At 58.3% G+C, this 20908-nt stretch carries 19 protein-coding genes; 8 read left to right on the forward strand and 11 right to left on the reverse strand.

The features are described 5' to 3' along the window. Positions 1-5: 5 nt before the first annotated feature. Positions 6-905, reverse strand: a complete 900-nt coding sequence (locus tag ACWKV9_RS13105) for a LysR family transcriptional regulator (protein WP_483836647.1) — start codon at positions 903-905, stop codon at positions 6-8. Positions 906-1083: 178 nt separating this feature from the next. Between ACWKV9_RS13105 and ACWKV9_RS13110 the strand changes: the two genes are divergently transcribed. Continuing rightward, the gene (locus ACWKV9_RS13110; RefSeq protein ID WP_483836540.1) at positions 1084-2094 is read left to right on the forward strand and encodes a zinc-dependent alcohol dehydrogenase family protein; all 1011 of its coding nucleotides are present in this window, start codon (positions 1084-1086) and stop codon (positions 2092-2094) included. A gap of 79 nt (positions 2095-2173) precedes the next feature. Here ACWKV9_RS13110 and ACWKV9_RS13115 read toward each other — a convergent pair whose 3' ends face one another. Next, complete coding sequence (locus ACWKV9_RS13115; protein ID WP_483836541.1) at positions 2174-3052, reverse strand: hypothetical protein; 879 nt, start codon at positions 3050-3052, stop codon at positions 2174-2176. 444 nt (positions 3053-3496) lie between these two features. Then, a complete protein-coding gene (locus ACWKV9_RS13120) occupies positions 3497-4390 on the reverse strand; it encodes a LysR family transcriptional regulator (protein ID WP_483836542.1) in 894 nt (297 codons plus the stop codon). A gap of 256 nt (positions 4391-4646) precedes the next feature. Here ACWKV9_RS13120 and ACWKV9_RS13125 point away from each other — a divergent pair, with 256 nt between their 5' ends. Next, entirely contained in the window at positions 4647-5051 is a 405-nt protein-coding gene (locus ACWKV9_RS13125) for a (R)-mandelonitrile lyase (RefSeq protein WP_483836648.1), read from the forward strand. Between the two features lie 82 nt (positions 5052-5133). Here the strand turns inward: ACWKV9_RS13125 and paoC are convergent, their stop codons facing one another. The 4 genes from paoC to ACWKV9_RS13145 all read right to left on the reverse strand — a co-directional run bounded on the left by paoC (position 5134) and on the right by ACWKV9_RS13145 (position 10044). After that, entirely contained in the window at positions 5134-7332 is a 2199-nt protein-coding gene (paoC, locus tag ACWKV9_RS13130) for an aldehyde oxidoreductase molybdenum-binding subunit PaoC (protein ID WP_483836543.1), read from the reverse strand. Then, complete coding sequence (locus tag ACWKV9_RS13135; protein ID WP_483836544.1) at positions 7329-8285, reverse strand: FAD binding domain-containing protein; 957 nt, start codon at positions 8283-8285, stop codon at positions 7329-7331. The genes paoC and ACWKV9_RS13135 overlap by 4 nt, the downstream gene beginning before the upstream one ends. Beyond that, a complete protein-coding gene (paoA, locus tag ACWKV9_RS13140; RefSeq protein WP_483836545.1) occupies positions 8282-8923 on the reverse strand; it encodes an aldehyde dehydrogenase iron-sulfur subunit PaoA in 642 nt (213 codons plus the stop codon). Before paoA ends, ACWKV9_RS13135 begins: the two co-directional genes overlap by 4 nt. A 284-nt stretch (positions 8924-9207) precedes the next feature. Next, complete coding sequence (locus tag ACWKV9_RS13145; RefSeq protein WP_483836546.1) at positions 9208-10044, reverse strand: SDR family oxidoreductase; 837 nt, start codon at positions 10042-10044, stop codon at positions 9208-9210. Between the two features lie 207 nt (positions 10045-10251). Here ACWKV9_RS13145 and ACWKV9_RS13150 point away from each other — a divergent pair, with 207 nt between their 5' ends. From ACWKV9_RS13150 to ACWKV9_RS13160, 3 genes are all read left to right on the forward strand, one after another. Next, a complete protein-coding gene (locus ACWKV9_RS13150; protein ID WP_483836547.1) occupies positions 10252-11163 on the forward strand; it encodes a LysR family transcriptional regulator in 912 nt (303 codons plus the stop codon). Positions 11164-11276: 113 nt separating this feature from the next. Next, complete coding sequence (locus ACWKV9_RS13155; RefSeq protein ID WP_483836548.1) at positions 11277-11522, forward strand: helix-turn-helix domain-containing protein; 246 nt, start codon at positions 11277-11279, stop codon at positions 11520-11522. Further along, the gene (locus tag ACWKV9_RS13160) at positions 11515-12750 is read left to right on the forward strand and encodes a type II toxin-antitoxin system HipA family toxin (RefSeq protein ID WP_483836549.1); all 1236 of its coding nucleotides are present in this window, start codon (positions 11515-11517) and stop codon (positions 12748-12750) included. The genes ACWKV9_RS13155 and ACWKV9_RS13160 overlap by 8 nt, the downstream gene beginning before the upstream one ends. A 110-nt stretch (positions 12751-12860) precedes the next feature. Here ACWKV9_RS13160 and ACWKV9_RS13165 read toward each other — a convergent pair whose 3' ends face one another. After that, positions 12861-13109 (reverse strand): hypothetical protein, encoded by a 249-nt coding sequence (locus tag ACWKV9_RS13165; protein ID WP_483836550.1) that lies wholly within the window; start codon positions 13107-13109, stop codon positions 12861-12863. 162 nt (positions 13110-13271) lie between these two features. On the opposite strand from ACWKV9_RS13165, the gene ACWKV9_RS13170 reads away from it, so the two are divergent. The 3 genes from ACWKV9_RS13170 (at position 13272) to ACWKV9_RS13180 (ending at position 14957) form a co-directional block, all read left to right on the forward strand. Beyond that, positions 13272-13574: an ArsR/SmtB family transcription factor gene (locus tag ACWKV9_RS13170; protein ID WP_483836551.1), complete on the forward strand. Its 303-nt coding sequence runs from the start codon at positions 13272-13274 to the stop codon at positions 13572-13574. A 62-nt stretch (positions 13575-13636) separates the two neighbouring features. After that, a complete protein-coding gene (locus ACWKV9_RS13175) occupies positions 13637-14632 on the forward strand; it encodes a zinc-dependent alcohol dehydrogenase family protein (protein WP_483836552.1) in 996 nt (331 codons plus the stop codon). A gap of 19 nt (positions 14633-14651) precedes the next feature. Next, positions 14652-14957, forward strand: a complete 306-nt coding sequence (locus tag ACWKV9_RS13180) for an antibiotic biosynthesis monooxygenase family protein (RefSeq protein ID WP_483836553.1) — start codon at positions 14652-14654, stop codon at positions 14955-14957. Positions 14958-15092: 135 nt separating this feature from the next. On the opposite strand, the gene ACWKV9_RS13185 is transcribed toward ACWKV9_RS13180, so the two are convergent. The 3 genes from ACWKV9_RS13185 to ACWKV9_RS13195 form a co-directional block, all read right to left on the reverse strand. Then, positions 15093-16319, reverse strand: a complete 1227-nt coding sequence (locus ACWKV9_RS13185) for an MFS transporter (protein WP_483836554.1) — start codon at positions 16317-16319, stop codon at positions 15093-15095. Between the two features lie 254 nt (positions 16320-16573). Then, positions 16574-18976 carry a DUF3772 domain-containing protein gene (locus ACWKV9_RS13190; RefSeq protein ID WP_483836555.1) on the reverse strand — a complete coding sequence of 801 codons (2403 nt, stop codon included), beginning with the start codon at positions 18974-18976 and terminating at the stop codon, positions 16574-16576. A 76-nt stretch (positions 18977-19052) separates the two neighbouring features. After that, entirely contained in the window at positions 19053-20906 is a 1854-nt protein-coding gene (locus tag ACWKV9_RS13195; protein WP_483836556.1) for an ABC transporter ATP-binding protein, read from the reverse strand. Positions 20907-20908: the final 2 nt, after the last annotated feature.

Raw genomic sequence — 20908 nt, forward strand, 5'->3', positions numbered from 1 at the left:
AACGATCAATCAGCTTTGAACCATCTCGGGTGTAACTGCGGGAAATGCTCTCGCAGCCAGTCCGCGAACGCGTTCACTTGGGGCGCAAGATGGGTTCTGCTGGGATACAGCACTGAGACCTTGCGCTGGGTCGGACGGAAGGGCTGCAGCACCTCAACCAGTTCGCCGCTGGCCAGGAAGGCGTCGACCGTGATGCCGGGCGCCTGGATGATGCCGAAACCGGCCACACCGCAATGCACATAGGCATTGGATTCGTTGACGGTGATCGAACCGCGGCTGGGATGGGCCTGATCTTCATCGTCATCCCGGAAATACCACGGCAGGTGCCGGTTGCTTTGTCCGGAGAGGAAATTCACGCCCCGATGGTTGATCAAGTCGCTCAATGCCTCGGGCTCTCCCCATTCCTTCAAATACCGCGGCGCCGCGCAAGTGACCATCTCCACTGTTCCGATCTGACGGGCGACCATACTCGAATCCGGCAGCTCGCCAATTCGCAACACGCAGTCAACACCCTCTGCCACAAGATCGACAGTCCTGTCGGTAACCCCCACAACCAGCTCGATGTCAGGAAACACTGCTGTGAACGAGCGCAGACTCTCGATGAAGCTGCGCTGGGAAAATGCCGTAGGAATGTCTACTCGCAGACGCCCCTGGAGGGTGACGCCGCTGCGGTCAAACATAGCCGTGGTGTCCGCGATTTCCGCGAGGATACTTTTGACTCGCTCATAAAATTGCTCACCCTCGGCTGTCAGCCGGACCTTGCGCGTGGTGCGATGAAACAGGCGCACTCCCAAGGAAGCTTCAAGCTCCTGAATGGATCGGGTGATGTACGGACGGCCTGACTCAGTGGCCTCAGCCACTTTGGTGAAGCTGCCAAGTTCGGCGAGCCTTGCGAACACCTGCATTGCCTGCAAAAGCTCCATACGGTGTCTCCGGGAAAAGATGAAGGGTGATTGTTATCCGAAAGAATAACAATCCTGTACATCCCCCGGCATTTATCCAGTGAGCCCGAGCGCGAAACAATGCCGCTCAGCACACAGGTGGTCGTCCCGGCCGCCTGGCGTCACTCGATTGGAGAAGAACATGAAAGCCTGGCTTCTGAATGATTTCGGACTCGACAACCTGCATCTGGGTGAGACCCAAACCCCAACGCCGAAGGCCGGCGAGCTGTTGGTCAAGGTTGGTGCGGTGTCCCTCAACTTCCGGGACAAAGCCATCGTCGACGGCATTTACGAGCCGCACATGGTGCCCAAGCCTCTGATCCCGGTCAGCGATGCAGCCGGTACGGTGGTGGCAGTGGGAGAGAGCGTTAGCCGGTTCAAAGTAGGCGATCGCGTCAACTCACACCTCTATTCCCGCTGGCTAGACGGCATGCCGTCCCACGATGAACCCGACTACTGTTTTGGCTCGCCACTGCCGGGGGGGCTGGCCGAGTTCATGATCATTCACCAGGACAGCGCTGTGCGTGCGCCGGACAACATGACTGACGAGCAGGCTTCAACCCTGCCGATCGCGGCATTGACAGCCTGGTATTCGCTGGTGGACTACGGTCAGATTGAAGCTGGCCAGATCGTGCTGGTACAGGGCACCGGAGGTGTATCGATCTTCGCCGCGCAAATCGCGATGGCGCTGGGTGCGAAAGTCATCGTGACATCCAGCCGCGACGAAAACCTGGACGCGGTTATCAAACTCGGGGCGATGGCGGGCATCAACTATCGCAAGACCCCGGACTGGGCGGCAGAAGTCATGAAACTTACGGATGGCAAAGGCGTGGATCTGCTACTGGATGTGGCGGGGGGCGACGGAGTCAATGATTCGGTCATGGCGACCAAGGTGGGTGGCCGTATCGCCCAAATCGGGTTCCTGACCGGTCAAAGCACCACCCTGAACCTGATGCCGATGATCTTCCGTCAAACCACGATCCGTGGCATCGCCGTCGCGCCGCGCTCTTCGTTCGACCGCATGAACGAGTTCCTCAACACCCACCAGATCCGCCCGGTGATCGATCATGTCTACCCGTTTGAACAGGCGCGCGAAGCCTATGAACACCTGGCCCGTGGTCCCTTTGGCAAAGTGGTTATCAGGGTGAGCTAAAGCGCGAATCAACATGGCGCCGCAGCGCCTATCTTTGGTTGCGTCGGTTATAACTGCCGGGGCCATAACGTTTCCCGCTTCACTCAGCCTTCAACGTACCCGTGAACAGCAGGTGCTCCACTTCGGGGCTGCGTTGATTGACCGCCCCTAGGTAGTCGATCAGCTCGGCGGCTCTGCTGCCACGCAGTCCTGCGGTGGTGATCTGGTCATCGCGCACGTAGGTATAAAGCCCCGACACCGCAAAGGCCTTGACCTGCGCGATATGTTTGCCTTGCCCTGCGAGCGTCGATTGAAATGCCGGGCTGTCGAAGAAGCGGCGGCGGGTAAGCGGCGATTCAAAAGCGATTTCCATCATCGCCAGCTCTTCCCGAACCGGGTTGGCATGGTGCTCGACATGGGGAGCAGGCGGGTGCATCCCATCGTTATTGAACGGCTGATTCAGATGCAGGGTTAGCTTCAGGACATCGTCTGCACCGGCCAATACTTCGCCCAGTTCATTGAGCAGGTAGTCATGAAGCTGCTCAAGGCTGTTGCGAGGACTGAAGTGCACATGGATACGGTCGTAGCGATCCGGGCCGTTGTGCAGTTCGTCCTTCAAGCGATTGACTAGCGTCACCGAGCCCTCGGGCAGGTCATAAGCCAGGGTTGCTTCGAACATGTTTTGCTCATCGCTGAACAGTATCGAGCAGGCATCCTGAAACTGCTTTTGCTGACGGGCGGAACTGAAGCCGATCTCTACGCCGCCATCGAGTTCATAGTCCGCAATCTCCTTTACGCCCTCGGGCAGCGGCCATAGATGTGCATCTTGAGTGCGGGAAAAATGATGCTGGATATAAAGACCGAGGCCGGGCAGACGGGAGCAAAGGGGGCCGTGCACATCGCGCCAGTAGGTGGCGAAAATCTCATGGGGGACTCGCTCGCGACGTTTGACGGTGGTGTAACTGTTGATCTGGATCACAGGGATGCCTTTTCAGTCGGAAAGAGAATGCAGGTAGTAGAGAGGACATCGCCGCCGAGTCGTTCAGGTTTTTCGCCCCAACGGCAACGCGGAAAATCGGCGAGCTGCGCTACTCGCTAATAAGCCTGCGCAGCAGATTGATCATGAAAAGGCGACCAGGTTTTTGATTCTGCCGAAGGCGTAGGAGCCTTGCTTGCAGGCGATCTGCCGGGCACCGGCAGTAAAACCTGAGCGCGAGGTGGGTCAGACAGACTGCGGCTTGAGGTTTTATGACCGCTGCGCGGCCAATCGTCGGCAAGCCGAACTCCTACGCCTTCGGCAGAAGCGGTGATGCAGCTCGGCATAAGTCGTTGCCGCTGTGTTGAATGTACCGTCGTCTTCGCGGACAGGTCCGCTCCACGGGGTTTGCATCCGGCCATCACACTCTGAAACGCAGCTCACCGATCAGCAGCGCAAACGCAACGCATCAACCAGCAACGCAAACGCAGGAGATGCCTGGCGGCGGCTGGGGTAGTAGAGGTGGAATCCGGCGAACAGCGGGGACCAGTCTTCCAGTACATGAATCAACTGGCCGGCAGCAATGAAGGGTTCGACGACGTCATGGGGAATGTAGCTCAAGCCGAACCCGTCCAAGGCCGCCTGGCGCAATGGATAAACGCCGTTGTAAGTCACTTGGCCTGTGACGCGGGCTTTGATGCTTTCGCCGTTCTTGGCGAATTCCCAAGCGTAGAGTCCGCCGTTAGTGGGTAACCGCAGGTTGTTACAGCGATGATCGGTGAGGTCCCGAGGGGTTTCCGGCAGCCCACGGTTGGCGAAATACTCAGGAGAACCCACCACCGACATGCGCATGTCCGGACCGATCCGGGTGGCGATCATGCCTTCCGCGACGTCCTCACCCAGCCGCACGCCTGCATCGAATCCGTGTGCCGCGATGTCGACGAAGCTGTAGTCGCAGCAGACCTCGACCGAGATATCCGGGTACCGGGGCAGAAATTGATTGAGCCGGGGGCGGATGATGAAGTCCAGCGAGTAATCGGTAGCGCTGATGCGAATGCTGCCGGTGGGAGTGTCGCGAAGGTCGCTCAAACCTGCGAGTTCGATTTCTATTTCCTCGAAATGAGGACCCACTTTGTTTATCAGCCTTTCGCCGGCCTCGGTAGGCGACACGCTGCGTGTGGTCCGGGTCAAAAGGCGTAAACCCAATCGCGCCTCCAGACCACGGATGGTGTGGCTCAGCGCGGATTGGGATACCCCAAGCTTGGCGGCAGCTTTGGTGAAACTTCGCTCCCTTGCGACCGCAAGGAAAGCGAGCAAATCACTGGCGTTTTGGCGAAGCATTGATGAGCGCTCTGCATAAGTATTTGAGGATAATATCGGCTAATCAATGCAATGCGTAGCTGGTATCTTTGAATTTCATATACGGTTTTGTGCTGATTAGGTGATGGGGTTTAACACTTGTTTCGCGCTGTCATGGATTCAGCCGCTCCTTAAATGTGAACACCACGTCCCAATTGAGACCTTCATGAAAAGCCTCGCTATCACCGCGCTTTCACTCTCATTGCTGGCTTTTGATTTACCCGCAGAGGAGAAGTCCATGCTCGTCATCAACACCAATGGATCACAACCATCGGCCAAGGGACCGGCCGATTATTTCACCGGCACCGTGCGCGTCGATGCGCCGTTCAAAGGCACCGAAGATGCTCGGGTCAGCGGCGCAACCGTTACGTTCGAACCTGGTGCCAGAACGGCCTGGCACACCCATCCTCTGGGCCAGACATTGATCGTCACGGCAGGCTCAGGACTTGTGCAGGAGTTGGGTCAGCCAGCGCGTTCGATCAAGCCCGGCGACACTGTCTGGATACCCCCGAACGTCAAACACTGGCACGGGGCGACAGCCACCACGGCAATGACGCACATCGCGATTGCCGAGGTACTGGACGGCAATGTGGTTGAGTGGATGGAAAAAGTCAGCGATGAGCAGTACGCACAACCGCTATAGTTTTTCCCGGCAGTGGTGGTAACTCAAAACGCCTGCGAATCCCATATGGCCCGAATCGATATTGATTCGGGCCATTGGCTTTTCAAGCCATCGGCGGCAGCGCGTGCAGAATTTTGTCGAGGGTCATGGGGTAGTCGCGCAGACGCGCGCCAGTAGCGTTGAAAATGGCGTTGGCGATGGCGGCACTGACCCCGCACAGACCCAGCTCGCCCACGCCTTTGGCCTTCATGGGTGAAGACATCGGATCGGTTTCATCAAGAAAGATCACCTCTTGATGGGGGATGTCGGCATGCACCGGCACTTCGTATCCGGCCAGGTCATGATTGACGAAAAAGCCGAGCCGTTTGTCCACGGCCAGCTCCTCCATCAATGCTGCGCCGACGCCCATGGTCATCGCGCCGATCACCTGACTGCGAGCCGATTTGGGGTTGAGGATGCGTCCGGCAGCGCACACCGCCAGCATGCGCCGCACGCGGGTTTCGCCGGTGGCGCTGTCCACCGCGACTTCGACAAAATGCGCGCCGAAAGTGGACTGCTGATATTTCTTGCTCAGCTGCTCGAACTCAATGGTGTCTTCGGCGACCAATTCTCCAGCTTGTGCAGCGTTGCGCAACGGCACGCTTTTGCCGCCAGAACGCACCTCACCATCGCTGAACGCCACATCCTCTGCGCTCATCCCTAGCCGTTGAGTGACAGCTTCACGCAGTTTGACGCAGGCTGCGTAGACCCCGGCCGTCGAGCAGTTGGCGCCGAATTGCCCGCCGGAACCTGCTGATACCGGAAAGGAAGAATCGCCCAGCCGCACAACCACTTTGTCCAGGGTCACGCCCATCATTTCAGCCGCAGTCTGGCCGATGATGGTGTAGCTGCCAGTGCCGATGTCGGTCATGTCGGTTTCCACCGTGACGATGCCCTGATCATTGAGCCGAACCCGGGCCCCTGACTTGACGAGGTTATTGTTGCGAAAAGCCACGCCCACGCCCATGCCGATCAACCAGCGACCGTCGCGCTGCGTGCCTGGCGTCGCATGACGTTTGTCCCAGCCGAACTGCTGGGCACCGGTGCGCAGGCACTCCACCAGTTGGCGCTTGGAAAATGGCCGTGCCGGGTTGGTCGGGTCGACCTGAGTGTCGTTGATGATGCGAAATTGCACCGGGTCCATGTTCAGCTTCACGGCCATTTCATCCATGGCGATTTCCAGCGCCATCAGCCCCGGGGTTTCGCCGGGCGCGCGCATCGCATTACCCTCGGGCAAGTCGAGGGTACACAGGCGCATCGCGGTGAGCCGGTTTTCTGCCGCGTACAGCAATTTGGTCGGCATTACTGCCCGTTCGACTTTGCCCTCCGGCAGATTGCCCGACGAGCCTTCATGGGCGATGGCGCTGATTTTGCCGTCGCGATCAGTGCCAATGCGCAGGCGCTGAATGGTTGCGGGGCGGTGGGTTGAGTTATTGATCATCAATGGGCGGGCGAGGGCCACCTTTACTGGTCTGCCGGCCATGCGCGCGCCCAATGCCGCAAGCAGCGCGTCCGAGCGCACGAACAGCTTGCCGCCGAAGCCGCCGCCGATATAGGGCGAGATCAATCGCACATTCTGCTTGGGTATGCCCAGCGTTGTGGCGACGTCCGTGACCGCCCAATCGATCATCTGATTGGAGGTCCACAGCGTCAGGCGATTGCCTTCCCAGGCAGCCATCGAGGAGAAGGGCTCCATCATCGCGTGGGACTGATCTGGCGTGCTGTAGGTGGCGTCAAGTTGCACCGGCGCTGTCGCATACGCACTGGCAAAGTCACCATGCTGCAAATCGGGCATGTCGGATCTGGACTCCACACCGGAGCCCTGCGCTTTGGCCAGGTCGAAAGCGCCTTCGGTCCGCGTATACGCGATGCTGATCAACTGCGCCGCCGCCCGTGCCTGCTCAAATGTTTCGGCCACCACCAAAGCGACGGCCTGATGGTAATGATCGATGTCCGGTCCGGCCAACAGTTTGGCGGTGTTGTATTTGCCCTTGCCCAGTTTGCCGGCATTGGCGGCGGTAACAATGGCGATCACGCCTGGCGCGGCTTTGGCGTCGGCCAGGCTTATCGACGCAATGCGCCCCTTTGCAATGGCGGCGCCCACCACAAAGCCATAGGCCTGATTCGGCACTGCGTGGTGATGCTCATAGGCGTAAGGCGCAAGGCCCGTGGTTTTCAGCGGGCCGTCGATCCGATCAAAAGGCTTGCCGATCACTTTTTGCTGGTCAATGGGGTTGGTGCCTGCAGGCGTGTCGAACTTCATGCTTGAACCCTCGCTTGCGCCATGACCGATGCGAGCGTGCGCTCGACCAGCGTGATTTTGAATGCGTTGTCATGGGTCGGTGTGGCGCCTGCCAGCAAACGCTCGGTCACCACTTTGGCGCCCTGTGGCATCAAGGATTCGGCAACTTCGACGCGCCATGGTTTGTGCGCCACACCACCGAGCGCCACACGCCCGCTACCATCGGATTGAATCACCGCCGCCACTGATATCAGCGCAAACGCGTAGGACGCCCGGTCGCGAACTTTCTGATAAATGTGCGTGCCGCCCAGCGGCGCGGGCAAGGTCACGGCGGTGATCAACTCACCTGCGCCCAGGGCCGTTTCAATGTTCGGCGTATTGCCCGGCAGTCTATGAAAGTCGGCTATAGGGATGACGCGTACGCTGCCGTCGGGTTTTATGGTTTCGATCTGCGCATCCAGCACGCGCATGGCGACGGCCATGTCACTGGGGTGGGTCGCGATGCAGGCATCGCTTACGCCGATGATCCCTAGCTGACGACTGACACCGCCTATCGCCGCACACCCGCTGCCTGGCTTGCGCTTGTTGCAGCTTTGGTTGGTGTCGTAAAAATAGGCGCAGCGGGTGCGCTGTAGCAAGTTGCCAGCAGTGGTCGCCATATTGCGCAGTTGGCCGGAGGCACCCGCCAGCAGGGCACGGGAGAGCAATCCGTAGTCCCGACGCACAAGCGAGTCCGCCGCCAGATCGGTATTGCGCACCAGCGCCCCGATTTTCAGGCCGCCCTGTGACGTAGTTTCGATCTTGTCCAGCCCCAGGCCGCTGACGTCGATAAGGTGCAGCGGGGTTTCGATGTCAAGTTTCATCAGGTCCAGCAGGTTAGTTCCGCCGGCGATGAACCTTGCGCCGTCAACCGTCGCGGCCTGGGAAGCGGCATGGGCGGGCGACTCGGCACGCAGATAATTGAAAGGTCTCATGCGCGCACCTCCGCCACTTCGGTAATCGCTTCAATGATGTTGGAGTAAGCGCCGCAGCGGCAGATATTGCCGCTCATGCGCTCCTGGAATTCCCGCGCAATCAGTTGCGGCTGATCGGTCAGGCTTTCGCTGACATGACTGGGAATGCCATCGCGTATTTCGTCCAGCACGGCGACCGCCGAGCAGATTTGCCCCGGGGTGCAATAGCCGCACTGATAGCCATCGTGCTTGATGAACGCCGCTTGCATCGGGTGCAGCCTGTCGGGAGTGCCGAGTCCTTCAATGGTGGTGATTTCAGCGTCCTGGTGCATGACGGCCAGGGTCAGGCAGGAGTTCACCCGCCGACCATCGACAATCACCGTGCAGGCGCCGCATTGACCGTGGTCGCAGCCTTTCTTGGTGCCGGTCAGCAGCAGATGCTCGCGCAGCGCATCGAGCAGGGTTGTGCGGCAATCAAGGAGGAGATCCTGTTGCGAGCCGTTGACGGACAGTGAAACCTTCGAGCAGATGGAGCGGTGCGTGTTGGCCGCTGAGGCCTGCGCACAGATAAAAGGGGGGAGTGCCACAGCCGTTGCAGTGACGCCCCCCACGATCAGGAATTTGCGGCGAGTGATCGGCATCAGGTCACGGTCGTTCATGGGGAGCTTCCTACGGTTCGGTGGCACTGGTCTTGAAAGCCAGATGTGTTCGTAGATGCAATGGCGCTATAGCGCCGTGCCAGTACGCGTCACAAAGAGTGACCCGCTTGAATGCGAAATGTTTTTGCTACTGGCGGCCATAACCTTATGAGCCTGGTTCATTAATCCACGGACGCGCCGCCCCGCCTGGCGGCCCATCAAAACCGGTTGATTACCGGACTGCAGCGATATATTTCAAGATGTGTCCGGGCTGCTGCGTTTAACTCGTCAAAGGGTCACTGCGGTTACTCAGGTGCGAGCTCGCCGTACCAGTAGGACGCGGTCACGCCGCCATCCATTAAGAAATCGCTGCCAGTGATGAACGTACCTTCCGGTCCCATGAGCAACGCGCCTACCGCGCCAACCTCATCCGGTGTGCCGCCACGACCGGCAGGGCTGAGCTCGAGCATGCGCCGATAGCCTGCACCGCGCGGTCCGTTCAATTCGTCGCGGGCCAGGGGCGTGTAAATGATGCCGGGGCTGATGGTATTGACCCGCGCCCCGCGTCTGCCCCAACGCACTGCTTGCGCCATGACTCGCAGCGAGTTACAGCGCTTGGAGATCTGGTAGGCGTGCAAGGGGTCGGTCACCTGATCGTCCTGCAGCATCGGCAGTGCGAGCAGTTCTTCAACGGGCGTGGTCGCCAGCGCCTTGTTTTGCTCAGGCGTTAACGCGGGCAATCGATGTCCGGACTGGGAGGCGATGACGATACCGGAGCCACCTTTGGCAATGACCTTGCCGAACTCTTCCAGCACCAGCGCGGTGCCATATAGATCGACACGCAAGATGGTGGCAACCGGTGCCTGGGAAGGGGAGACACCTGCCGCATGGATCACGCCGGTGATTTCTCCTAGATCGGTGGACAGTTTGACGAGTGCCTGCACCGATTCCCGGGAAGAAACATCGACAACAGTGGTGGTGATTTCAAAACCTGCATCAGCCAGCACTTTGGCCGCTGCTTCAGCATTCTCTTGACGCAAATCGGCAAGCACCACGTGTTTGCCGGCACTGACCCTGCGCGCAATCGCCTGACCGATCGAGCCCGCACCGATGACGACCGTGACGTTTTGGGTGTTTTTCATAATCGAATCTCTCAAAAATTTGTTCGCATCTCTTCCTCGCTAACACGTTGGCTCCTACAGGCAACGCGCCGAGCCGCCGCGATCCCTTTAGGAGCGAAGTTGTTCGCGAGGTTTTCTTTTTCAATAAAGTCTGGGATCACCCTATATTGCTGTAGCTAACTCAACAATATAGAGTCCGGTTCATGAGCTATTGAGGGTTTTTCACAAATGATGCGTGCAGATTTACCTGAACTTACGTTCTTCATCGCGATTGCCGAGCAACGTAGCTTCAGCGCCGCGGCGCGCATTCTTGGAGTTTCTCCTTCGGCGCTGAGCCACTCGATGCGAAATCTGGAGGCGCGCCTGGAAATGCGTCTGTTCAACCGCACCACCCGGTCAGTTGCCCTGACCGAGGCGGGCGAGCAGTTGCTCAATGGCGTGCGGCCCTTGATCACAGACCTTGCCAACGTCATCAATGAAGTGACCTCCTCGCGCACCGCGCCATCCGGGTCAATTCGCATCAGTGCTTCAGAAGCCTCGCTTCGTCCGTTGATCCGCCATGTGCTGCCGGACTTCACCGCGCGCTATCCGAACATCCACATCGAGTTCGTGGTCGACAGCAAGTTGCAGGACATCGTGGGCGATGGCTTCGATGCCGGCATACGCCTGCTCGATGACGTACCCCGAGACATGATCGCTGTGCGATTCGGCCAAGACCTTCGTTTCGCGGCGGTCGCATCGCCCGCTTACCTGGCGCAGCATCCCGCACCTCAAGTGCCGCAGGACTTGAAAGACCACCGCTGTATCCGCTTTCGTTTCACCAGTGGCGCAATATTTCGCTGGGACTTCAGCTTTGGTGAGCAGAGCGCCAGCCTGGATGTAGACGGTCATCTGACGCTCGATAACATTAATCTGATGGTCGACGCCGCGCTGGCAGGGATCGGCGTGGCGTGGGTGCCTGACTCCGTCATCGCCGACCACCTGACAGCGGGCCGCCTTGTGCAATTGCTGCCGCAGTGGAGCCCCAACTATTCAGGTCTTTGCCTGTATTACCCGGCGAACCGGCATCCGCCGACGGCGTTGCGTCTGTTTGTTCAGGCAGTGCGGGAGTGGGTGGGTGGCGAAGGGGGAGGTGGGTGACGGTATTGTCAAATCCAGCCTCCCCAAAATAGAGCTGTTCAAATCCCGGCGCATTAAATACGATGCACAAATTGCTTATTTCCCATAAATGCACCCTATAGGATGCAATTTCGATGCATGAGCTCGGGCTACTTATCAAAAATCTGCGTAAGTCCGCTGGTCTTTCTCAGGCCAGACTTGCAGAGCGGCACGGCATGAGTCGCGCAACTATCTCGGGAATCGAGAACAACACCATTGCAGAAGTGGGGATTCGCAAGGTCGCAGCGATCCTTGAGGGATTGGGATACGAGCTTACTGCGACACCCACACGTCGGCGTAAAACTCTCGACGAGCTGAAAGCGGGAAACATACATGAGTAAAACCGGTGATCGACTGTATATCGGCGTTGGCGGCGTAGCGGCCGGAACCCTGGGTCGCAGCGAAGAGAAACAGCGCGATTCTGTGTTTTCGTACAACGAGGCAGTGTCTGAAGAAAACGCGATCTCCTTAACCATGCCCGTGCGTCTGGAGAGCTACAACTGGGAGTACGGAATTCATCCGTTGTTCGAGATGCATATTCCCGAAGGCCCGCTCAAAGAAGAACTCGTGCGGCGTTTCAGCAAGTCGGTGCGTGGCTTTGATGATTTTGCTTTGTTGGGCATTGTCGGGCCCCATCAATTGGGTCGAATCAGCATCACCCACCAGGCTGATGACGCGAAGTTGCCTGAGATCAAGCTCTCTGACCTCCTGTTTCACGACGGCGCGAAAGGCCTGTTCGATGACCTTATGAAAACGTACGCGGCCTACTCGGGAGTGTCCGGCGTGCAACCCAAGGTACTGGTGCGCGACGCTGATAATAAAGAGCCCGATATGGGCCGTCTCACCCACCGTGGGGCCACGCATCTGGTGAAGACGTTCAGCGACTCGGACTTTCCTCAACTGGCGGCCAACGAGTATTTCTGCATGCGCGCGGCGCTTCATTCCGGGCTGGAAGTGCCTGAGATCCAGCTTGGCCAGCAGGGCAAATTATTGGTGGTGAAACGGTTCGACATCGGTGCTGCTGCCTACCTTGGCTTTGAGGACATGTGCGTTCTGTCCGGGTGGGGAACGGCACGCAAGTATGACGGCAGCTATCAGGGGTGCGCCAAGCTGATCAAGTCATACGTCACACCTGGACGAGTAACCAAGGCACTGGAAGATTTCTTCACGATGGTAGCGCTCTGCGCCGGCGTACAAAATGGTGATGGCCATCTCAAGAATTTCGGCCTGCTCTATGAAAGCTGTGCCGAGGATGCGCAAATCTGGCTTGCGCCTGCTTATGACATCGTGACGACTACCGTTTACAACGGCAACGACATCATGGGGCTGCTCCTCGGGGGTTCAAAGGCTTGGCCAAAGCGCAAAATGCTAGTCCAGTTCGCACGCAGCGCCTGCAATCTGACCGAGGCTCGATGCAATGAATTGCTCGCGAAAGTGGGCGCAGGAATGAAACAGGGGATGGCAGAGCTTTCGGAGTATCGCGTCACCCATCCAGAGTTCGATGCGATAGGGGAAAAGATGATCGCCGCGTGGACCGCAGGTCTCGCCAGATGCATAACGCCAGACTGAGCCCTGCATTGGTATTGTCTCAACTGCCTTGTTTGAGGGCGGAGCTGACAACCAAGGGACCCGACAAAACGGGAGAAGCTAGGGCGTAACGCCCTAGCGGATAGCGGATGTCACTTTTTCTTTTTTGCAGGCTTTTCTGCCTTCTCTGATTTTTTAGCCTTTTCTGGCTTGCTATCAGCCTTTTTAGCGGATTTCTTTGGCTCAGCCTCTTTCTTCTTGTCTTTCTTATCGGAAGATTTCGAAAGAGCGGAGGCCGCTGCAGATTTCTTTTCCGGTGATGACTTCTTGTCTTTCAAGTCTTTGCTGGCCTTCGAAGCTTCGCCTTTGCTTTTTTTGTCGTCTTTAGCCACGTTAACCACCTCTCGGAGAGTGCCGGTATTGGCACATGGCCTGCGGGAATATCCACAGGCTGATCATTAGGCGAAAGCGTTTAAGGGCGGTTCAATCTTTTTGGTAAGTGAATGACCCCCTGCATTCGAATCTCGCATTGACATATCGGTAAATCTCGATATTCTCCGCTCATGGAATTACTCGAAATATTCAAAGCCCTCTCGAACCCTACACGCCTTGAAATCCTGAAAGGCCTGAAGGACCCCGTGAAGAACTTTCCTCCCCAGGATGAAGGAGACGTTCTCACGGTGGGAGTCTGCGTCAGCTGTATCCAAGAAGGTATCGGACTGTCGCAGTCAACGGTGTCTGGTTATCTTGCCACGCTGCATCGAGTGGGCCTGGTCGAAGTCCGGCGCATAGGTCAGTGGACCTACTACAAGCGCAATGAAGCAACCATCAGTGCGCTTGCCGAGATCATAGGGAAAGATCTCTAAATTTTTTACCCAAGCATATCGATATATCTCGATATCCCCTTTTATCGATACGAGGATTCACCATGAAAGCGATGATGCTTAACTCATTTGGCGGCCCGGAATCGTTCGAACTCTGCGACGTGCCCAAGCCGGTGCCGCATGCGGGACAAGTCCTGGTCCGGGTGTACGCGACCTCCATCAACCCACTGGATTATCAGGTTCGACGTGGCGACTATCCTGATCTGGTGCAACTGCCGGCCATTACCGGACACGATGTATCAGGCGTTGTTGAAGAGGTTGGCCCGGGGGTGACGGCCTTCGCACCGGGAGACGAAGTCTGGTACACCCCGCAAATATTCGACGGCCCGGGCAGTTATGCCGAATACCACGTTGCTGACGAAAGCATCATTGGCAAGAAGCCGTCGTCCCTGAGTCACCTTGAGGCGGCAAGTCTGACTCTGGTTGGCGGGACAGCGTGGGAAGCACTGGTCGTGCGTGCAGCACTCAGAGTGGGGGAAAGCATCCTCATACATGGCGGCGCAGGGGGAGTCGGTCACGTGGCGATCCAACTGGCGAAGGCCATCGGTGCCAAGGTCTACACGACCGTGCGCGAGGCAAACTTTGAGTTCGCACGAAGCGTAGGGGCCGACGTGGTCATTGACTACGAAAAGGAGGATTACGTCGACGCCATCCTGCGGGAAACGGGCGGCAGGGGAGTCGATGTTGTGTTCGATACCATCGGCGGCAATGCACTGACCCGCAGCCCCGACGTCCTCGCGCAACTTGGCCGCGTGGTCACGATTGTGGACATTGCACAGCCACAAAACGTTGTGCAGGCCTGGGGCAAGAACGCGAGTTATCACTTCGTTTTCACCAGACAGAACCGAGGAAAGCTCGATGAGTTGAGCGCTCTGGTAGAGCGCGGTCAACTGCGGCCACATGTTGGCGCCGTCTATTCGCTTGCCGACATTGCGCTGGCCCATGCCCGGCTGGAAAGTCCCAACAACGGTGTTCAAGGCAAAATCGTAATTGCCGTCGAGCCTTCCCTCATCTCGTCAGTGCGCAGTTCAACCGTTTAAATCATTCTGGAGAAATACTATGATCTATGAGATCGCTTCGCTCCCTGTTCACAAAGAACGTATTGATGAGTTCAGAGATGCCTTTGCCGACGTCGCTCCGTTGCTCGCTCGCGCAAAGGGTTATGGCGGCCACGTGCTGGCGAAAGGAATTGAAAACCCCGAGCAATTCAATCTGATCGTGCGCTGGGCTTCACTGGAGGATCACACGCCGGGTTTTGAAGAGAGTGAAGACCATCGGATATTCATGAGCGGTTTGGAGGAATATCTTTCGGAAGAACCGAAGGTCTACCACATTGAGGGGCCAGCTTTTTCTACTGGGTCTTAAGACTGGAACAGCATCGCAGGCACAGGTCTCTAGTGCGTTAAGAGACATGTGGCTCTTAGGCGAATAGCAGTTGTCGGAGAGGAACAGGCGAAGCCGGTCGGGTACTCCGTGACCGGCTTATCTGGATCGATCTGTCTAGCAAGGTTGGGCCATCAGGTTATTACTGACGTTACGCCCAAGCACCAGCACCGTGACAAACCCGCAGCCGACCAAGGCCGTGGCCAGACTCAACAGCACCGAGCTGCCCAGTTGGTCGACGATTTGCCCGCCGAAGAACGAACCCAAGGCAATGATCACCTGAAACAAGGCGACGAACAGTGGCATGCCGCGTTCGACGTCCTTGGGCGCTACGACAAACATCCAGATACTGGCGCAGGCCGGAAAGGCGCCGAAGGCGAAACCCCAGAGCGCGATCAGCATTGCCGCGCCCGTCATACCGGTGGCGAAGTAAGGGAACAGGGCGGTGCTGATGCCGATCATGAGCGCGACCAGCAACAGGGTGTTGCGCACGCTGCGGTTGGCAGCAAAACCGGCGAAAATATTGCCAATGACCCCGGCCACGCCATAGAGCAGCAACAGTGAGCCAATGGTCGGTCCATCGAAGCCGGCATTCTGCTTGAAGAAGGGTGCGACGTAGGTGTACGCAGCAAAGTGCGCCAGGCCAATCAGCAATACAGCGATCAACCCAACCCGGGCTTGTGGGTTGATGAACAAGGCCGGCAGGTCACTGATGCGAATGGCCTTGTCCGGATTGAGCCGCGGCAGCAGGAAGATCTGCGCCAACAGCACCGGTATGCCGACCAGCGCGGTGACCAGGAAAGTCATGCGCCAGCCCATCAAACCACTTAGCCAGGTGCCAACGGGCACGCCCAGCACGGTGGCAAGGGTCACGCCGACCATGATGATCGAGGTGGCCTGAGCTACGCCGACTCCTTTTGGGGCCAGTCGTCCGCTGAGGGCAATGGCAGTGGCCCAGAAGCCGCCGATGCTGATCCCCAGCAGCACGCGACCGAACAGCAGCAGGTTGAAGTCGCTGGCGTAGGCCACGACCGAGTTGGCGATGATCATGATCAGCGTCAGGCCGATCAGCAGATAGCGACGGTCCATCGCACCGATCCCCACGGACAGCAGCGGGGCGGCGAGGGCGGCCATGATACCGGGCAGGGTCACCATAAGACCGGCGTGGCCGGCACTGATGCCCAGGTCGCTGGCGACATCGTTGAGTACGCCCACCGGGAGGAACTCACTGGTCACTAGGGCAAAGGCGCCGACAGCGACGGAAAGAATTGCCAACCACTGTTGTTTGACGCTTTGTTGAGAATGTTCGGGGAGGCCGCTAGGGGCCTGGCTGGCGCTTGGCATAATACTGGGTTCCAAGGGGGGGAATTTCGCCTGGAGACAGGCGCGCGGAGCGGGGAGAAATTTCGGGGCGATTATAGGTGTCGGTTTCGTCAGCCCTTCAGGCGAGCGTTTCGATAGTAAACATCAGTGCCATCGATACGACGGCGCATGAAGAACAGCCGCTGCCGGTTCGCACGCTGACTGCGTTAAGCCCGTCTAACTTTGCAGCAGGCACAAAATCCTGCTGCAAAGCTTATTCCTGCCTCATGCGCGCTTTACTCCGGCGCAACCTGTTTTTCTAGACCTTCATTGATCAACACCATGCTTTGTGGCGCGGACAGGGCAATGCCCAGCTCTCGCAGACGCCCCAGCACGGTAAACAACAGATCGCTGCGCGCGCCGCCCACAGACCGTGGGCTGTTCACGTAGCCGCTGGCGCTGATGATCAAACCGGTGTTGGTCAGGTCTTTGAAAGTCACCGAGGGTGCTGGCGCGTCAAGCACGGCTTCGTGCTCGGTGAAGGCTTGTAACAGCAGTTCGCGGATTCGCAATACGTCTGTTTCCAGAGGCAATGTGAGGGTGATTCCTACAACCCCCAGCGCATTGCCCATGGTCACGTTACGCACGTTTTGAGTAATGAACTGCGAGTTGGGCACGATCACCGTGGAGCGGTCGGACATCTGGATTTCGGTCGCACGGACGTTAATCCGGCGAATATCACCCTCGACCCCGGCAAGGCTCACCCAGTCACCCACCTTGACCGGGCGCTCGGTCAGCAAAATCAGACCGGAGATGAAATTCTGCACAATGGCTTGCAGGCCAAAGCCGATCCCCACCGACAGGGCACTGACTACCCAGGTCAAATTGGTCAGACTGATGTGGAGGGTGGACATCACCACGGCCACCACCAGCACAAAGCCGATGTAACCGATCAATGTCACCAGCGATGCCTGCATGCCAGCATCCATGTTGGTCTCGGGCAGCAGGCGCTCGGCAAACCACTCCTTGAGTGACCGCACCGCCAGCACGCCGATGACCAGACAACCCAATGCCATCAGGATATCGCCAGGGACAATATTCAGGTTGCCCAGGGATTTATTGGTGACCTCCAGGCGGGTGAAACTTTCAAGCAGCTCGCCAGGGCTTGAGCCCGACGGCAAAAACGCCAGCAAGACTGCAGCGAGCAGCAGCAAGGTACGGCCAATGCCTGCCAGTACGGTGCTGGCCTGCGCCTGGTGCCGGGGGGACAAACCCAGCGCCGAACCCAGTGCCATACCGCCAGGCTGTTTGGGGGACAGAAGGGTTTCGCAGACGTCCCCAAAGAATGCGATCAGCAAGTAAGCGGTCGATGCCACTACGCTCATCCAGAGCAGTTTCACCGACAGAAAATAAGCCAGTGTCAGGTAACCGCTCAGCAACGCCAGCAGGCTGAGCCCGACCCAGACCGCGACGACAAAAGGAATCAATCCTGCGAAGCCGCCCGCACGCTCCAGCTCGAATCGGCGGCGGGTCCGGCGGTAGCGCAACAGGGCAAAGAAGAACACCAGCGAAACCGCCAGCGCCGTCAGGCCATTGACCGCCACTGTCAGTGCCAGACTGCTGGCTATTACGCTGTTGATCCGCTCCTGGGTGCCGATGATCATCAGCGCCAGCGCCAATATGGCCGGGAAGCGACCCATGGCAGTGGCAATCTCATCGGGAATCACTGGTAAGCGCCACGAGGGGTGGGGCAGCATCAACAGCGCTCGGCCCAGGCCAAGAATGAATGCGCAGAAGGTGATCAGTGTCTGCAACTGATCAAGCAGATTGACCACATCGTTACTGAGCACCGCATTGCTGACGACACCCCAGCGCAGCAACGAGGTAGCAGCGCTAATGGTGAGGACGGTCGAGAGCCCGACCGCCAACGCCAAGGCGCTGCGACGCAGGCGACCCTCTGGCAGCCAACGGATCATCACCCAGATCAGTAAGCGTTCGAGCACACGTCGGAGCACGACCCATATCAAAAACGCGCCAAAGACAACGCTGATGAACAGCGTACGGTTACCCTCGGCGAGCGCACTTTTGAACAGGCTGCGCACGTCGACCAACAGTCCGTTCAGGCGGCCTAGGTCATCGTCGGTCGGACGAATCAGGGTCGACCAGAACGCAGAGCTGAGCGGACTCGCCGTGCGGGTGCTGATCTGGGAGTCGAAGAGACTGCGGCGCAAACTGAAAATCTGGGTCGCAAGATCCCGGGCCGACTGGCTTAAGGTGTTGGTCTGGCGCTCATCGCTGACAAGGGCGTTCTTCTGAGCGGTCAGCGCTTTTCGCTGGCTGGTCAGGCTTTGCGCCTCGTCAGGTTGCACCGGCCCGAGAATGTTGAGCTGATCGTTCAGGTGTTCGATGTCAACAGCTTGCCGGGCGATCAGATCATCAGCTTGTTTTTGCACCTGCAACGCAGCCTGGCGCAGGCTTGACAGCAAGTCGTCATTGGCGCTGACGGTTACTTTTTGGCGGATCTGATCGAGCTGTTCATTTAGATCATCCAGACTTGGCGCTTGAACTTCTGGCGATTCGCTGCTGGCGCTACTGTCTTGGGCAGCAGGCGCGGCCTGGGCTGAAGCTGGCAAGGTGATGCACAGCAGCAACAGGGCGAGCAGTCCAGAATAAAAACGGTTCAACGTAGCGTGCTGCATTCTCTTTCCTTCTTTGCGTTAACCGGCGTTGCAAATTGTGTGCGCTTGCTTCCCAAACTTTGGCGTGTAAGCGCTTCTACTCCACGGCCTCGACCACACCCTGGTCCTCACCCAGAAACCCGCCGCTTTGGTGGTGCCACAGCCGCGCGTAGGTGCCGTTCTTCGCAAGCAACTCGCTATGAGTGCCTTGTTCGATGATGCGTCCGTCATCCATGACAATCAGCCTGTCCATAGCCGCAATCGTGGACAAACGATGGGCGATGGCAATCACAGTCTTGCCCTGCATCATCTCATCCAGGCTTTCCTGAATGGCGACTTCGACTTCCGAGTCCAGCGCGCTGGTCGCCTCGTCGAGTAACAGGATGGGGGCATTCTTGAGCATCACCCGGGCAATGGCGACGCGCTGACGCTGGCCACCCGACAGCTTGATACCGCGCTCACCGACCAATGTGTCGTAGCCGGAGTGTCCTTGCTTGTCGCTCAGTTGGCTGATGAAACCATCGGCCTGGGCATTGGCTGCGGCGTTACGGACTTGCGCGTCGGTGGCATCGGGTCGGCCATAAGCAATGTTGTCGCGAATGGAGCGGTGCAGCAGGGACGTGTCCTGAGTGACCATGCCAATGGCACTGCGCAGACTGTCCTGGGTGACCTGCGCAATGTTTTGCCCGTCGATGCGAATCTCGCCCTTGTCGACGTCATAGAAGCGCAATAGCAGATTGATGAGCGTGGATTTCCCAGCTCCGGAACGGCCCACCAGGCCGATTTTTTCCCCCGGGCGGATAGTCAGGCTCAGGGCGTCGAGCACCTGGCGTTCACCGTTGTAGTTGAAGCTCACATTGTCGAACGTCACGGCGCCGCCAGTAGTCACCAGCACACCGGCTTCCGGTGCATCTTGAACCTTGGGGCCACGGGTCAGGGTTGCCATGCCGTCCTGCACGGTGCCGATGTTCTCGAACAGCGAGGTCATTTGCCACATGATCCAGTGCGACATGCCGTTGATGCGCAGCGCCATCGCGGTAATCGCCGCCACGGCACCGGTCCCGACTTCACCCTGATGCCACAGCCAAAGGGCATAGCCTCCAGCACCCATGATCAACCCGACTACCAGTGCCTGGTTAACGATCTCGAATTGGCTGACCAGACGCATCTGGCGCAGGCCGGTGAGTTTGAAGTCTTCCATTGCCGCACGGGCGAAGTGGGCCTCACGTTTGGAGTGGGAGAACAGCTTCACGGTGGTGATGTTGGTGTAGGCATCCGAGATTCGCCCGGTCATCGATGACCGCGCGTTGGCCTGTTCCTGGCCGACTTTGCCCAAGCGGGGCACGAAGTACAGCATTGCCAGCCCAAACAACGCCACCCAGGCAATGAAAGGCAGCATGAGCTTGAGGTCGAAGCCGCCTGCCAGTGCGATGATCGCGATGAAATACACCCCGATGCCGGGTGCGATCTCGATAATGGTGAATAGCACTTCACGCACGGACAACGCGGTCTGCATCACCTTGGTGGTGACACGGCCGGAAAACTCGTCGGAGAAGAACGAAAGGCTTTGGCGCAGCATCAGGCGGTGGAAATCCCAGCGCAGTCTCAATGGCAGGTTGATCGCCAGGATCTGGTGCTGAACCATGGTGCGCAACGCCACCAGCCCGATGCTGGTTAGCAGCACGATGCCGATGCCCCACAGCACGCGGGTTTCCTGCAGGCCTGCCTCGCCGCCGGCCTGCCAGGTCGATAGCAGGTCAACAACCTGTCCAAGGAAAGAAAACAGCCACGCTTCATAAATCGACATACCTGCACTGAGCAGCGCCAGCGCGAGAATATAGCCACGGGCGCCCCGGGTGCAGGCCCACAGAAACCGAGCCAACCCATCGGGTGGCGGCGGTGCCTCATCGGGCGGGAAGGGGTCGAGCCATTGTTCAAACGCGCGAAGCATGA

This window comes from Pseudomonas corni, assembly GCF_057128765.1.